This is a genomic window from Streptomyces sp. NPDC048295 (genome assembly GCF_040652135.1).
In the GTDB taxonomy this organism is placed as follows: Bacteria; Actinomycetota; Actinomycetes; order Streptomycetales; family Streptomycetaceae; genus Streptomyces.
The window spans coordinates 87,540-101,523 of sequence record NZ_JBEZLL010000004.1 but is presented as its reverse complement, the minus strand read 5'-3'; the positions used below and the strand labels follow the sequence as shown (position 1 = coordinate 101,523).

General features: G+C 69.9%; 15 protein-coding genes and 2 tRNA genes. 11 read left to right on the top strand and 6 right to left on the bottom strand.

What is annotated here, in order from left to right:
* Positions 1 to 16 precede the first annotated feature (16 nt).
* Together AB0D53_RS07105 and AB0D53_RS07100 are read left to right on the top strand one after the other, a co-directional pair.
* Positions 17 to 607, top strand: coding sequence for a DUF3566 domain-containing protein (locus tag AB0D53_RS07105; protein ID WP_362441310.1), 591 nt, complete (start codon positions 17 to 19; stop codon positions 605 to 607).
* 71 nt (positions 608 to 678) lie between these two features.
* Positions 679 to 755 (top strand) — tRNA-Ile (locus AB0D53_RS07100).
* Between the two features lie 55 nt (positions 756 to 810).
* On the opposite strand, the gene AB0D53_RS07095 is transcribed toward AB0D53_RS07100, so the two are convergent.
* Positions 811 to 960, bottom strand: a complete 150-nt coding sequence (locus tag AB0D53_RS07095) for a hypothetical protein (protein ID WP_362441307.1) — start codon at positions 958 to 960, stop codon at positions 811 to 813.
* 313 nt (positions 961 to 1,273) lie between these two features.
* Between AB0D53_RS07095 and AB0D53_RS07090 the strand changes: the two genes are divergently transcribed.
* Positions 1,274 to 2,071: a DUF6193 family natural product biosynthesis protein gene (locus AB0D53_RS07090; RefSeq protein ID WP_362441303.1), complete on the top strand. Its 798-nt coding sequence runs from the start codon at positions 1,274 to 1,276 to the stop codon at positions 2,069 to 2,071.
* A 527-nt stretch (positions 2,072 to 2,598) separates the two neighbouring features.
* On the opposite strand, the gene AB0D53_RS07085 is transcribed toward AB0D53_RS07090, so the two are convergent.
* Complete coding sequence (locus AB0D53_RS07085; RefSeq protein ID WP_362441299.1) at positions 2,599 to 2,970, bottom strand: DUF6344 domain-containing protein; 372 nt, start codon at positions 2,968 to 2,970, stop codon at positions 2,599 to 2,601.
* A gap of 310 nt (positions 2,971 to 3,280) precedes the next feature.
* On the opposite strand from AB0D53_RS07085, the gene AB0D53_RS07080 reads away from it, so the two are divergent.
* The 3 genes from AB0D53_RS07080 (at position 3,281) to AB0D53_RS07070 (ending at position 6,378) form a co-directional block, all read left to right on the top strand.
* Positions 3,281 to 3,415, top strand: coding sequence for a DLW-39 family protein (locus AB0D53_RS07080; RefSeq protein WP_003958712.1), 135 nt, complete (start codon positions 3,281 to 3,283; stop codon positions 3,413 to 3,415).
* A 524-nt stretch (positions 3,416 to 3,939) separates the two neighbouring features.
* Positions 3,940 to 4,146 carry a hypothetical protein gene (locus tag AB0D53_RS07075; protein ID WP_362441296.1) on the top strand — a complete coding sequence of 69 codons (207 nt, stop codon included), beginning with the start codon at positions 3,940 to 3,942 and terminating at the stop codon, positions 4,144 to 4,146.
* Between the two features lie 885 nt (positions 4,147 to 5,031).
* Positions 5,032 to 6,378, top strand: a complete 1,347-nt coding sequence (locus AB0D53_RS07070) for a hypothetical protein (RefSeq protein ID WP_362441293.1) — start codon at positions 5,032 to 5,034, stop codon at positions 6,376 to 6,378.
* A gap of 48 nt (positions 6,379 to 6,426) precedes the next feature.
* Here AB0D53_RS07070 and AB0D53_RS07065 read toward each other — a convergent pair whose 3' ends face one another.
* A complete protein-coding gene (locus AB0D53_RS07065; RefSeq protein ID WP_362441290.1) occupies positions 6,427 to 7,779 on the bottom strand; it encodes a serine/threonine-protein kinase in 1,353 nt (450 codons plus the stop codon).
* Between the two features lie 83 nt (positions 7,780 to 7,862).
* Positions 7,863 to 8,411, bottom strand: coding sequence for a DNA-binding protein (locus tag AB0D53_RS07060; RefSeq protein WP_189543011.1), 549 nt, complete (start codon positions 8,409 to 8,411; stop codon positions 7,863 to 7,865).
* A 169-nt stretch (positions 8,412 to 8,580) separates the two neighbouring features.
* Here AB0D53_RS07060 and AB0D53_RS07055 point away from each other — a divergent pair.
* A tRNA-Ala gene (locus AB0D53_RS07055) sits at positions 8,581 to 8,653 on the top strand.
* A 383-nt stretch (positions 8,654 to 9,036) separates the two neighbouring features.
* Here the strand turns inward: AB0D53_RS07055 and AB0D53_RS07050 are convergent.
* Entirely contained in the window at positions 9,037 to 9,762 is a 726-nt protein-coding gene (locus AB0D53_RS07050; RefSeq protein ID WP_362441286.1) for a DUF5324 family protein, read from the bottom strand.
* 376 nt (positions 9,763 to 10,138) lie between these two features.
* On the opposite strand from AB0D53_RS07050, the gene AB0D53_RS07045 reads away from it, so the two are divergent.
* Together AB0D53_RS07045 and AB0D53_RS07040 are read left to right on the top strand one after the other, a co-directional pair.
* The gene (locus tag AB0D53_RS07045) at positions 10,139 to 10,666 is read left to right on the top strand and encodes a peptidylprolyl isomerase (protein WP_362441283.1); all 528 of its coding nucleotides are present in this window, start codon (positions 10,139 to 10,141) and stop codon (positions 10,664 to 10,666) included.
* A gap of 157 nt (positions 10,667 to 10,823) precedes the next feature.
* Entirely contained in the window at positions 10,824 to 11,726 is a 903-nt protein-coding gene (locus tag AB0D53_RS07040; RefSeq protein ID WP_362441976.1) for a rhomboid family intramembrane serine protease, read from the top strand.
* A gap of 295 nt (positions 11,727 to 12,021) precedes the next feature.
* On the opposite strand, the gene crgA is transcribed toward AB0D53_RS07040, so the two are convergent.
* Positions 12,022 to 12,276 carry a cell division protein CrgA gene (gene crgA / locus AB0D53_RS07035; protein WP_093548084.1) on the bottom strand — a complete coding sequence of 85 codons (255 nt, stop codon included), beginning with the start codon at positions 12,274 to 12,276 and terminating at the stop codon, positions 12,022 to 12,024.
* A 140-nt stretch (positions 12,277 to 12,416) separates the two neighbouring features.
* Here crgA and AB0D53_RS07030 point away from each other — a divergent pair, with 140 nt between their 5' ends.
* Both AB0D53_RS07030 and AB0D53_RS07025 read left to right on the top strand, forming a co-directional pair.
* A complete protein-coding gene (locus AB0D53_RS07030) occupies positions 12,417 to 13,187 on the top strand; it encodes a DUF881 domain-containing protein (RefSeq protein WP_362441280.1) in 771 nt (256 codons plus the stop codon).
* Between the two features lie 26 nt (positions 13,188 to 13,213).
* A complete protein-coding gene (locus tag AB0D53_RS07025; RefSeq protein ID WP_362441277.1) occupies positions 13,214 to 13,957 on the top strand; it encodes a class E sortase in 744 nt (247 codons plus the stop codon).
* The last annotated feature ends 27 nt before the right edge of the window (positions 13,958 to 13,984 follow it).

Below are 13,984 nucleotides of genomic sequence, written 5' to 3'. Positions count from 1 at the left end.
CTCCCAAGGGGGCATTGTGACGGACACCCGGGGGCCTCAGCCCCAGTACGAGGGCTACGCGACCGGGCCGTTGCCGGGTGAGCGCGAGCCCGCACAGAGCCAGGCGAGCGGGCCGTACCACCCGCCGCAGGCGTATCCCTCGCCCGCGGGCGAGGGCCAGGGCGGCCGGCCGCACGGCACACAGGGCGGCGCGCAGGCGGCCCGGCGGCCGCGGACGGGGGCGCGGACGACTCCGCGTACCCGCAAGGCACGGCTGCGGGTGGCCAAGGCCGACCCGTGGTCGGTGATGAAGGTGAGCTTCCTGCTCTCCATCGCGCTCGGCATCTGCACCGTGGTGGCGTCCGCGGTGCTGTGGATGGTGATGGACGCGATGGGCGTCTTCTCCACCGTGGGCGGGACGATCAGCGAGGCCACCGGTTCGAACGACAGCAACGGCTTCGATCTCCAGTCGTTCCTGTCGCTGCCGCGGGTTCTCATCTTCACCTCGGTCATCGCGGTGATCGATGTGGTCCTGGCGACCGCGCTGGCGACGCTGGGCTCCTTCATCTACAACCTGTCGGCGGGTTTCGTGGGCGGTATCGAGCTCACGCTGGCCGAGGACGAGTAGAGCGCCGGGTATCGATTTTGGGACTGGCCCCGACGTGCGCTAATCTTCAGAAGTCAGCGCAGCAGCGCGGCGGGGCTATAGCTCAGTTGGTTAGAGCGCATCCCTGATAAGGATGAGGCCACAGGTTCAAATCCTGTTAGCCCCACCAGCACGAAAGCCCCTCACCGGAAACGGTGGGGGGCTTTTGGCATCTACGGCCGGCATCAGCCGATCAACGGTTCTTCCAGAAGTTCCGCGAGCATCGTCACGGCTTCCCGTTCTCCATCGCTCACGACGTGGGTGCGGACATCCACGGTCATGCTGATCCGGCTGTGCCGGAGGATCGCCTGAGCGGCCTTCGGATGCACCTTCAAGAAGGGCGGCAGGGTTGCCGCAGGTGTGCCGGTCGAGCCGCACCGTGATCCGGCCGGACCCGGATCGTTTCACGAGCACATCGAAGCTCCTGGAGAAGCCCACGGGGCCGATCATCCCGCCACGCTCAGAGGAGAGGAGCGGGTCCCGGTCATCCGGCTTCACGATGCGCTCGAACCAGTAGGTCGGCCACTCACCGGGGGACGAGGTCCGCGAGGACACCGGGACGCCGTTGCGCTCCCTGCTCCTGGGGCGTGCCCAGCTTCTCGGCCGCCTCGCCAACTGGGCTTCGCCGTGACGGCCTACGGTGTGCACATGAACGAACGTTCCGGCAGAGTGCCGTCCGAGCTCTATCCGGAGCTGGTTGCCCCAGGCGGCCTGGGAGAAGCATTGGCTCGCGAGGCGGCTCGCCGGGGGTACGGTGCCGAGCCCATGGATCCCGTTGAGGGGTACGGTCCCGCGGTCGCTGCGTGCTGCGCACGTGGGGAGGCGCGGTTCGTCGTGTACGCCACCAATGAGGACGAACGCGAGTTCCGTTTCGAGATCTCCGCGGACTCCGGGTGGCCTTGGGGTGCCTTCGGCAGTACCGATGACCTCGCGGTGGTGGCCGCCGTCCTGCAGGCCTGGCGTGATGGGGCGTCGATCGGTCAACTGCGGCGCGAGTGGACGTTGCTCGCGGCGAGCCCGCTGGAGGCGGCACCTCCCGGGAGGGTGGTGTCGACCGCTTGGCGGCTGACTCTGGAGCGCTCGCGGGTGATCAGGCTGGGCGATGCCGAACTGGCCGAGGCCCTGTATGCGCAGCCGGCTCTGCGCGTCTTCTTCCCGTTTCCGTCGCACGGCGAGTTCAGCCTGCTCAGCAGCACCGCTGATCCGTTCTACGAGGAGGTTCCGCGTGTGGTTCCGGCTGGGCAGGGTCTGTGGAACGTGGTCACGGCTTGGTCGCGTTGGTCGCCGGGGATACCGTCACGCGTGCTCGGTTCCCGCCTCGGCGCTCGCGAGGCCGCGGCACTGGTGGCCGCGAACGTTCCTGCAGGAAGTGGCCCTGCCATCGAGGGAGGCTGGGCGCACCGGCCGGCCGCCGAGCCCCCGGTCATCGGTGACATCGACGGCTGACACCGACGGCACCGGTCACCGCCGGTCAGCAGCGGATGCCGAACCAGGATCTTCATGGGCGACGAGAGCGCCCACCGGCACCAGGCCGGGCCACGGACCGCCCTGATACGGATGGGGCCAGAGGTTCAAATCCTGTTGGCCCCACCAGTGCGAAAGCCCCACACCGCCTGCGGTGTGGGGCTTCGGCGTATCCGGCCGACGGTTGGGACGGGGGCGGGGCCCGTATGGCCTATGCGTGTGCGCGGGACGTACGTGTTGCGGGTGCGGCCGATGTGTGCGGCACGATCCGGCCGGAGCCGGTCGGGCCGTGGATCCGACCCGCCGCCAGGCGCCCGGGACCGTCGTGTGCCCGGGACTGTCGTATGCCCGGGACTGTCGTACGCCCGGAGCCGCCGGACATACGACAGTGCCGAGGAGGTGGTGGCCGGCGTCGGCTCCTGCGGACGGGAAGAGCCCCTGGACAGCACGGGGAAGCCCCCGTCCGGTGTGAACCGGCCCGGGGGCTCCGTACGTCAGTTGAGCGGCTCTCAGGGCGGAAGGAGGGACGCGTCCCCCGCCGGGGCCCCGTGGATGGTGCGGGCGGCGTTCCTGGAGTTCGTGATGTCCGTGGTGTCGACGGACAGATGGCGGGTCGCGGGTGAGGAGCCGTGTGCCTCGGCGCGGATGCGCTGCTTCATCGTGGGTGGCAGCGCCCGGTCGCGCGGAAGGGTCCATCGCACCGACGGGGTGGTCGCGGTTGCCGCGGTCGCACCCGTGTGCTCCTGGGGCGTGGTGGTCGGCTCCGTGACGCTCTGCTCCGTGGCCGCCGCCGGGGTGCTCATGAGCCCCAGCGCGGCGAGCAGTGCGAAGAAGGCGGTGACGAAGGCGGTCCAGATGTTCTTGGGCTTGAAGGTGCTCATGGCGCCCCTCGCTTTCGGGTGGTCCGGTTTGCTTACCTTTCTGATGATGTGGATGTGGCTCGCGATTTCATGGACCGACGCCACCGATCCGCCGATCTTCGGATGAACACCACTCGTATGGTTCAACCGGTCCCGACGGGCTTGTGACGGGCGGCGGATCACCGCCGGATCTCCAGGTCGGAGCGGTCCCGCGAAGGCCGCTCTTCTCCGGGCGCCAGTTGGGTTGCGGGCAGGTCACCGGTTGATATCGGCCGGTGTGTATAGTCGGGCGGCAGAAGTCCCCTACGTCAAGGAAAGACGAGGTCGCGCGGTGAAGAAGCTTCTCCTGGTCGCACTGGCCGCCATCGGCGGGCTCCTCGTGTACCGCCAGATCCAGGCGGATCGCGCCGAGCAGGATCTGTGGACGGAGGCGACTGACTCCGTGCCCGCAGGTTCGGGTGTGTGAGACAGAACAGTCTGATTGCGGGCCCCGGTCGCTGAGCGGCCGGGGCTTCGTGCTGTTGCGGGACCATGGCGCCCGTGCTCGTGGATTCGCTTCAGTAAATAAATACGTTGCTTGAGTAAAGCTTCCGGGTTCTGTTCGAGGGGGCACGGGCGAAGGTACGGAACCGCCGCCGTCGTGGCGCGGGCGCGGGGCATGGACCGGCGGGGTGCTGCTCGCCCTGGTGGCGGGCGCGACGCCGGCCGCCGACGCCCGCGGACAGTGCGCCAGAGCCAGAGGTGTCCGGAGGCGGTCCGAACGGCAGCCTGGTCATGGTCCTCGATTCGTCCGGCTCCATGGCGGACGACGACGGTACGGGGCGCACCCGGTCGGAGAGCGCCCGTGAAGCGGTCGGGACCGTCGTCGGCGGTCTTCCCGACGGGTATCCGACCGGACCTGCGGGTGTGCGGAGACCGGGCTCGTGCGGCCGGTGTCCGCGCTCGACCGGGCGGCCGCGAAGCGGTCCGTGGCGGCCGTACGGCCGCGGGGTGGCACACCCATCGGCCCTCTCGCTGCGGAAGGCGGCCCAGGGCCCTCCGCGGCCCTCCGGCGGCGCCGTCGGTACGGGCACGATCCTGCTGATCTCCGACGGCGAGGACACCTGCGGTGCGCCACCGCCCTGCGAGGTCGCCGAACCGAACGGCTCGGCAAGGAGGGCGTCGGGCTGCGGCTCGGCGTCGTGGGCTTCCAGGTGAAGGGCGCGGCCCGCGAGCCGCTCGAATGCGTAGCTGCGGCGGGCAACGGCCGCTCCTGCGACGCACCGGACGCCGATGCGCCGGCCAGGCAGCTGCGGCGGGCGTCCCAACTCTCCGTGGACGGCCACCGGTTCAGGGGCGAACGGATCGCGGGCATAGCGGCGGGTACGGGGGTGCTCGTGCTCGCGCCGGGGCAGTACCTCGACACCATCGGGCAGGGCGAGAAGCGGTACTGCGCCGTGGACCTGGACGCCGACTCGGCGGTGGACTTCTCCGCGACGGCGGTGTCGCAGCCCGGGGCCGCCGTCGACGCCCTCGATGCGATGCGTACCAGCATCGCGTACGGCACTGACAGTTCCTGCGGGTCGGAGACCGCGCGCTTCTCCCGGAAGGAGGGTGCGACTCCGCTGACCTCGGCGATCGCCCGTATCCCCACCGCGCGGGGCACCCACTCCTGCGACCGGGCGGGGCGGTACCGGCTGGTGGTGGAGCGGGAGAGCAAGAAGGGCTCCGGCGCAGCGCGTTGGCCGCTCGAACTGGTCCACGGGACGGAGGTGCCGTTGCCCGAGGACGTCGCGCCGGGCCAGTGCCGGTCGGAGTACGGCAAGAGCGGCAAGGACGCGGTGCCGCCCACCGGCGACCCTCGCGACGTACGCGGTGGCACCGAGCCGGCCGGCCCTGAGCACCGCGCTCCGCCGCGGCCAAGAAGGCGGACAAGAAGGGCAATTCGATCAAGGTCGAAGACAGCAGCGGTACGGGCGGGGCAGGATGGACCGGCATCGCGGCCGCTGCCGGGGCGGGCGCCGTGGTGGTGGTGCTCGCGGGGCTCGTGTTCGTACGCGGGCGTCGCGCGCGGGCCGCACAGACGACGAGGGGGAGCGCGTGATGAGGCAGCGCAACAGGGGCCGGGTGGCGCTGGCCGCGGTCGCGGCGATGTGCGCGGCGGCGGCGCTGCCGGGGCAGGCGTTCGCGGCCGGGGAGCCCGCCGCGTACACCTTCGATCCCGGGGCGAAGGAGATCAAGGGTGCGGAGGCCAGTACCGATGCGTCGGCGCTGACGCCCGGATCGGTCTACAAGAGCTCGATCAAGCCGGGCGAGAAGCTCTACTACCGCCTCGACCTCGACGCGAAGACGAACGCGTACGTCTCGGCGGTGGCCGTGCCCAGCGGCGGCGCGCTGGTCGCCTACGGGGACGGGATCACGGTCAGCATCCGCGACAGCACGGACCTCCAGTGCAGTTCGGACAACGCGCGGTTCGAGTCGGCGGAGTTCGCCCGTCCGATCGCCACGTACGCCTACCGGATCATGGAGAAGGACAGCAGCACCTGCCAGGAGGCCGGTGCCTACAACGTCCTGATCGAGCGGGAGAGCAAGGACACCTCGACGCCCGACGCGTGGGACCTGGAGCTGCGCTACGCGTCGGAGCCGCAGCTGAAATCGGCCGGCTCGATGCCGACCGACGCGCCGGAGGACTGGCCGTCCGCCTCGCCCGTGCCGCCCACCACGGCCCCGCAGAAGCGGTCGGGCGGCACCAGCTACTACGACGCGACCGGTCTGGAGACCGGCGAATGGCGTGAGAAGGACGGCATCAAGCCGGGGCAGACCCTCTACTACCGGGTGCCGGTGGACTGGGGCCAGCAGATCTACGCCACGGCGGACCTGAGCAACAACAACGCCTCGGACGATTTCATCGGCAACGCGCTCGCGCTCTCCCTCGACAACCCGGCGCACGGCCACGTCGACTCCGCGACACCGCTGTCGTATTCCGGGAGGCCCGCGTCCGTGTCGCTGGACCCGCTGCCCCCGGTGGCGTACGAGAACCGATACGACTCCAGCGGCAGCGCCGCCGCGATGCGGTTCGCCGGCTGGTACTACCTGTCGGTGACGCTCAGCCCGAAGGTCGCGAAGTCGTACGGCGACAAGGCGATTCCGCTGACCCTGAAGATCAAGGTCGAGGGGAAGGCCCGGAATTCGCCGTACACGGGGGACGCCGGGATCTTCTCGGTCACGCAGGACGACAGGGACATGGCGCGGAAGGGCCAGGCGGCCCCGCAGGCGGCCAGGAGCGACAGGATGAAGACGATCGGTATGGCCGGGATCGGCGCGGGCTCGGTGCTGGTGCTCGGGCTCGGGGTGTGGACGCTGCTGGCCCGGCGCCGCGCCGCGAGCACCGCCCCGGCGGGCCCGACCGCCGACGCGCAGCCGTACGGAGGACCGCCGCAGACCTGGTGACCGGGGGGGAATCCCGGGCCCGTACGGCAGGAGCCCGGGCGACCGGATTCAGCTCTGGGTCAGCGCCCAGATGCCCACCGCGAAACAGATCAGCGCCACCACCAGCACCGGGACCGCCACCTTCGGGGACGGTCCCGGACGCCTCTGCGGGGCGGGCGCCCCGGCGGCCGCCGGGGCGTGCGGGGATGCCCCCGCGCCGGGCGCGGCGGCGGGAGCCTGCGGCTGCCCGACGGTGTACGCGCGGGTGAGGGCGGGTTCGTGCTGCACGGCGGCCGTCGGGGCCTGCGAGGGATTCGGCGCGTGAGCGGGCGCGGCATAGGAGGAGGCCGCGTGCGGTGCGTCCGGCTGAGCCTGCTGGGGCGGCGGCGTGGGCTGCGGAGGCGGCGGGAGGTGGAAGCTGCCCGTCTCCGACATGGGGACCGGCGGCTGGGCGTACGGCTGCTGTACGGGCTGCTGGGCCTCCTGGACGCTCTGCGGGCTCTGCGGGCTCTGCGGGCTCTGGAGGTCCTGAACGGGGGCCGTGACCGGTCCGGTGGGGCCGAAACCGGCCGGCAGCGGCCCGATCTGGTCGAAGACCTCGACCGGCTCGTCCTCGGCCCCGGGCTCCGGCAGCATCTCCACCGCGGCCGTCAGTGCCTTGCGCGCACCCGTGGCCGTACGGAACCGGGCCTGCGGATCCGGCTGCAGCAGCCCCGCGAGGACCTGCCACAACGGCTCGGGTATCCCCTCCGGGGCGGACGGCGTGCCGTACGAGGCGAAGTGCTCGACGAGCGCCTGCGCGTCGGGCTTCCTGCCCTGGAGCAGATACAGCGCGACAAGACCGACCGCGAACAGGTCCGCGGGGAAGTCGGGCTCCGCGCCCATCATTTGTTCGGGGGCGAAGTAACCGGGCGTTCCCACCACGTAGTTGGTCTCGGTGAGACGCGGCTCCCCCTTGCGCATGGAGATCCCGAAGTCGGACAGCCGCAGATGCGGACGTCCGGTTCCGGTCGCCTCCATAAGGATGTTGGCCGGCTTGATGTCCCGGTGCACGACGCCCTCCGCGTGCACCGTGGACAGCCCGGACAGCAACTGGTCGAGGAGCGTGCAGACGAAACGGGGCGGCAACGGCCCGTAGTCGCCGATGACATGGGCCAGCGAACCGCCGCTCACCAGATCCATGGTGAACAGGACCTTGTCGTCGTCCGCGGCCCAACTGGCGGGCGCGAGCACATGCGGATGCTCGATCCGCAGTGCCTGCTCGCGGACGAAGCGCAGCAGCGTGTGCGCGTCGCTCTGCTGGAGGACCTTGGCCGCCACGTAGCGGCGGCGCCGGTGATCCCAGGCCCGCCAGACGGCGCCGACTCCACCACGTCCGATCGGATCGATCAGTTCGTACCGACCGGCGAAGACCTCACCCATTGCGCTGCGCCCGCTCCCAGTTCCTGTTTCGGCCCACGGTCGGCCTTCGGAGGTAGTGCCCGGCCCGATCCGAACGAGAGGTCCTAGCTCTGGTGCCCCTCGTAGTGCGCCACCGCGTCCGCGGTGCGACCCGCGCCGTACACCTTGAGGAACTCTGCCAGTTCCGGGTGGGTCGGGGCGAGGGAGTCGGCGGCATCGATGATGTCACCGGCGGCCGCGACCGACCGCAGCAGCGACTGGATCTCGCGGACCACGCGTCGGACGGTGGGGGCGCCGCCGGTGGTCGAGGTCTGGCCGGTGCCGGTGAGGACGGAGCCGCCCTGGGACTTCTTGATCTCTTCCATGCGGTCGGTGGCCTCACCCGCGCTGACGCTGCCGTCCGCGACCTGTCCGGCCAGCTCCTGGAGCGCCTGGACGCGCTGGACGACCGCGGGATTGCCGATCTTCGCCCGCTGGCCGCTCATCAGCTGGGAGAGCATGGGGGCGGACAGCCCGAGGACAGCGGCGAGCCGGGCCTGGTTCAGGCCGAGATCATCGATCAGCCGGCGGAAGAGCGCTCCGAGAGGCTCTCCGTACCAACTGCGCTGAAGCTCCCTGGCCCTTGCCGTTGCCTCTTGCTGCGCTGCGTCCATGGCGTCTCCCCTTCGCTGCGGCTTCGCTGCTGCGAACCTCGCCGAGCATCTTACGGAGAGTGGTCGCCTACCGGGAGACCCCATCTTTTTGCAGGATTCCGGGGAGTACCCGGTACTCTGGTCTGCGGCGGTGGCCAAGACGCTGAAGCGTCCGGAGCTGTCGTCTTTCGGGGCCTTAGCTCAGTTGGTAGAGCGCTGCCTTTGCAAGGCAGATGTCAGGAGTTCGAATCTCCTAGGCTCCACATGATGAACACCCTCTGACCTGCGAAAACGCGGTTTCGGAGGGTGTTTTTCCATGCCCGTCGGTGGGAGCGTCCGTGCCCGCCGGTCCTGGGGGATTCCTTGGCCCCCTGCGCCTTCCCCGGGCGGACCTCGTTCTCCACCCACTCGGCGACGGAGAGGCCGCCGAGAGCCGGCACGCACTCGAGCACCTCATGTGCCACCTGCGAGGGGCGCCGCCCGCCTGAACGATCACGCCCGGTGCGGTGTGCCGGATGCCGCGGCCGACCTGGAGACGGGCGCATGCCTGGGCACACACAAACCCCCTCCGGCCGGTACATACACGGTCGGAGGGGGTTTTACGTGCTGTCGTCGCCTGTTCGGCGGCGGTCGTCCGGGAGCCGGTTCAGCGGCGCTCGTCCGGTCCGGTGCCGTCCGGGCCCTCCGGGCCGTCGGTTTCCGACTCGTCCCGGTCGGCCCGGAAGTCGGGGTCGAGCGAGGTCGGGCCGCTGCCGTCGACCGAGGTCAGCGGGGCACGGTCGGAGACCTCCGTGGCGGCGGGCGGTTCGACCAGCCAGTCGGGGTTGGCCTGCTTGTCCCACCACCGCCAGGCGGCGTAGGCGCCGCCCGCCACGAGGCCGGCCACGACGAGCCCCTTGAACAGCCGCCCGGCCTTCGCCCGCCGTTCGTGCTTTCTGGCCAGCTGCCGGATCTCCGCCGCCGTGACCGTGCTGCGCAGTGCGGCCAGCGCGGCGGCGCTGCGGGCCGTGGCCTCCTCGGCCACGGGCTGGGCGACGGCCATCGCGTGCTCGACCCGAGGCACCGTGAAGTCCGCGGCGCTGCGGGCTGCCCGGCGGGTGTGGAGGGCGGCGCGCCGGCCGGCCTCGTCGACCTTGGGCGGCACATGGGTGAGGGCCAGTTCGATACGTGGTGCCAGATGCGCGTCGTACTGGACGCGGGCCTGCTGGGCCGCCTTGGACATCTTCGGCGCGAGCCGCGTGCGGGCTTCGTGCGCGAGATGTGCGGCCTGGTCCTTGGCCGTGTCGGCGTAGGGCGCCACCACTTCCGCGGCGTGCTGCACGCTGTCCTTCGCCGAGTCGGTTGCGGCGCGCACGCTGTCGATGCGGGTCACGGGATCCTCCTCCTTGGTGGCGGGTAGACACTCCGCCTTTCCACCCATTTCGAGATCATGCCCCCCGGAGCCCTGTACGGCATGCGGGGCGGGCATCCGGGTCATTCAGGTCATGAGTGACACCTGCGGGCAATGCGGTGCAAGGGGAGCTTGCCGACGACAATGCCACGGTTCGCTCCAGCCCGCGCCGCTGCGTCACGCACTTGGCCGCATTTGTTCCTGCGGGGAGCGGCACGGAAGCGGTGGCTCCGCGCCGAGCTCGCGACGGTGCGGAGGATGTGAGCGCCACGCGTTCGCCGACGGCGGCGGAACGGCCGGGACGCGACGTCCGTGCGAGGATCGTCGGACGTCACTGAAGACTTACGGAAGGCAGATCGTGGCCGAGCAGCTTTACGCCACCTTGAAGACCAACCAGGGCGACATCGAGATCCGGCTCCTGCCGAACCACGCCCCCAAGACGGTCAAGAACTTCGTGGAGCTCGCCAAGGGCGAGCGTGAGTGGACGCATCCCGAGACCGGTAAGAAGTCGACGGACAAGCTGTACGACGGCACCGTCTTCCACCGCGTCATCAGCGGCTTCATGATCCAGGGCGGCGACCCGCTGGGCAACGGCACCGGTGGCCCGGGGTACGAGTTCGCGGACGAGTTCCACCCCGACCTCAGCTTCAACAAGCCGTATCTGCTGGCCATGGCCAACGCGGGTCCGGGCACCAACGGCTCGCAGTTCTTCGTGACCGTTTCGCCGACCGCCTGGCTGACCGGCAAGCACACCATCTTCGGCGAGGTCACCGACGAGGCCAGCAAGAAGGTCGTGGACGCCATCGCCGCCAAGCCGACCAACGCCCGCACCGACCGCCCGGTGCAGGACGTCGTGATCGAGTCGGTCGTCGTCGAGACCCGTTGATCACCTGAGGTCATCGGTCGGTCACACGCTGATCGTCCGTTCGGGAACCAACCGCCCTGCCCGTCCGTACTGATACATAGCGGACGAGCAGGGCGGCGTTGTGCGTGCCCGTGTCCGTCATGACGAGGACCGAAGGGACCTGGAAGCGATGGGACCGATGGACCGGCAGCCGCCGGGAGGCACGGACCGGCCGGCCGCCGCGGACGGCTCGCTCAGCTGCTACCGCCACCCCGGTCGCGAGGCGAACATCCGCTGCACCCGCTGCGAGCGCCCGATCTGCCCCGAGTGCATGATCAGTGCCTCGGTCGGCTTCCAGTGCCCGGACTGCGTACGCCAGGGATCGGGTACGGGACACGGCCCGGCCGCCAGTCAGCCGCGCACCGTCGCGGGCGGCACCCTCACCGCCGATCCCCGCCTCGTCACCAAGATCCTGCTCGGCATCAATGTCGCGGTGTACCTGGCGGTGCTGGCGAGGGGCACCGCGCTGGTCGACGAGCTGATGATGCTCGGCCGTGCCACGACCCACTACGGCGGTCCGCTCGAAGGCGTCGCGGAGGGGCAGTGGTACCGACTGGTGACGTCGATGTTCCTGCACCAGGAGGTGTGGCACATCGCGTTCAACATGCTGGGGCTGTGGTGGCTCGGCGGTCCGCTGGAAGCGGCGCTCGGCCGCGCCCGCTATCTCACGCTCTACATGATCTCCGGCCTGGCCGGCAGTGCCCTCACCTACTGGCTCTCCGCGCCCGTGCAGGGCTCGCTCGGAGCCTCCGGGGCGATCTTCGGACTGCTGGGCGCCACCGCCGTCCTCATGCGCCGGCTCAACTACGACATGCGCCCGGTCTTCGCGCTGCTCGCGGTGAACCTGGTCATCACCTTCAACCCCTGGGGCGGAATCGCCTGGCAGGCACATGTCGGCGGCCTGATCGCGGGCACGCTGATCGCGATCGGCATGGTCCACGCACCCCGCGAGCGGCGCGCACTGGTGCAGTACGGCACCTGCGCCCTGGTCCTGGCGGCCGTGATCCTCGTGGTCGTCGCCAGAACGGCCGCGCTGACCTGAGCGGGCATTGCCCCCGGGGCGGTCGCCCACAGCCGTAGTTGTCCACAGCGGGTGCCGGATCTTGTGCATTCTGTGGGAACAACTGTGCCCCTTGTCGCTGAGCTGGGTTTTTCCAGCCAGGACAAGGGGCGTGCCATCCCCCGATGGGGGAGGCTGCAGTCACATCGGCGTCAACCGTCAGGGAGTTATCCACAGATCGTCTGACCTTTTCCCCCGCCTGTGGATAACGCTGTGGGTAACTCGGGGCAAGGCTTGCGGGACGGGGTCCCGCTGTGCACCTACGAGTGCCGCGGTACTACTTCCACTGAGTGGAGACACCGAAGCCGCCGGCGATGAAGCCGAAGCCGACGACGATGTTCCAGTTCCCCAGGTCCTTGATCGGCAGGTCACCGTCGGTCACATAGAAGACGACGATCCAGGCCAGACCGATCAGGAAGAGCGCCAGCATCACCGGCGCCACCCAGCTGCGGCTGGTCAGCTTTATGTTGGTTGCCTGCTTCGCCGGAGGGGGCGTGAAGTCGGCCTTCTTGCGGATACGTGACTTCGGCACGAGGAACTCTCCTGTCGATGCGCTGCGTGACCGCGCAGGGAACTGTGGCTGGCGCCGGGGCGGGCTCGAGGGGGAATGCTGCCTCCCACGGGCGTCCGTTAGCGTAGTGCTTCCCTGGCGCCGAAGGAGATAAGGGTACGTTGAGCAATTCTGCCGACTCCCCCCAAGGGCCCGTCCGGCGTACCTTCCGGAACCCGGCCCGTGTGCTCACCGCTGCCGTCTTCGCGCTCGCCGGGCTGATCTTCGTCACCAGCGCCAACACGGCCAAGGGCACCAACATCCGCACCGACTCCTCGCTGCTGAAGCTCTCCGACCTCATCCAGCAGCGCAGCAACAAGAACGCCCAGCTGGACGAGACCACCGCGGCCGTGCGCAAGGACATCGACGCCCTCGTCCGGCGGGACGACGGCAGCACCGAGGCGGAGGACGCCCGGCTCAAGGAGCTGGAGCGGGACGGCGGCACCACGAAGCTCACCGGCCGCTCGGTGAGCGTCACGCTCGACGACGCCCCGCCCAACGCCACCGCCAACCCCGGCTACCCCGACCCGCAACCCAATGACCTGGTCATCCACCAGCAGGACCTGCAGGCGGTCGTCAATGCCCTCTGGCAGGGCGGTGCCCGGGGCATCCAGGTCATGGACCAGCGGCTGATCTCCACCAGCGCGGTGCGCTGCGTCGGCAACACCCTGATCCTCCAGGGCCGGGTCTACTCCCCGCCGTACAAGATCACCGCGGTCGGCGACCCGGGCAAGCTCAAGCAGGCGCTCAACAACTCCCCGGCGATCAGCAACTACCTGCTGTACGTGAAGGCGTACGGGCTCGGCTGGAAAGTCGACGAGCACAAGGCGGTGACTCTTCCCGGCTACTCGGGCACAGTGGACCTCCACTATGCGGAGCCGGTGAAGCAGTAGCGAGCGGTTGTGGGGAGGCCGGCCAGGTGTCGGTGCGACTGATCGTCAGGACGCTCAGCGAACTCTTCATCACCGTCGGTGCCCTGATCGTGCTCTTTGTGGTGTACGTGCTGTTCTGGACCGGAGTGCAGGCGGCCGACGCCACCGAGGGGCAGATCGACTCCCTGCGCAGCCGGTGGGCACAGGGGGCGGTGTCCGCTCCGGGGCCGCAGGCCTCTCCGACGCCGAATCCGTCGAAGGCGTCGGGGGCATCGAAACCGTCGGGGTCCCCGGAAGAGCCTCCCGCCTCCGCCGCGTACCGGGACGGCAAGCCGTTCGCGATGCTGTACATACCTCGCTTCGGCAAGGGCTGGGAGTGGCCCGTCCTGGAGAACACCGAGGTCAGGACCTTGCAGAAGGGCCTCGGTCACTACACAGGGACCGCCCGCCTCGGTGCGACCGGCAATTTCGCGGTGGCCGGACACCGCCGTACCTACGGGGATCCGTTCAAGGACTTCCCGAAGCTGCGTCCGGGCGACGCGGTGGTGCTGACGGACGGGACGACGTGGTTCACGTACCGCATCGACAAGAAGCCCTACCGGACGGTGCCGAGCGACATCGGGGTCATCGACCCCGTACCCCGCAAGTCCGGCTTCGACGGGCCGGGCCGCTATCTGACGCTGACCACCTGCGACCCCGAATGGGGCAGCAGTCACCGGCTGATCGCCTGGGCGCACCTCGACGCGACCCAGCCCGTGACCAAAGGCAGGCCGGCAGCTTTCCACAGCTGACCCACGCTTCTGCCCCCGCCCTTTAGT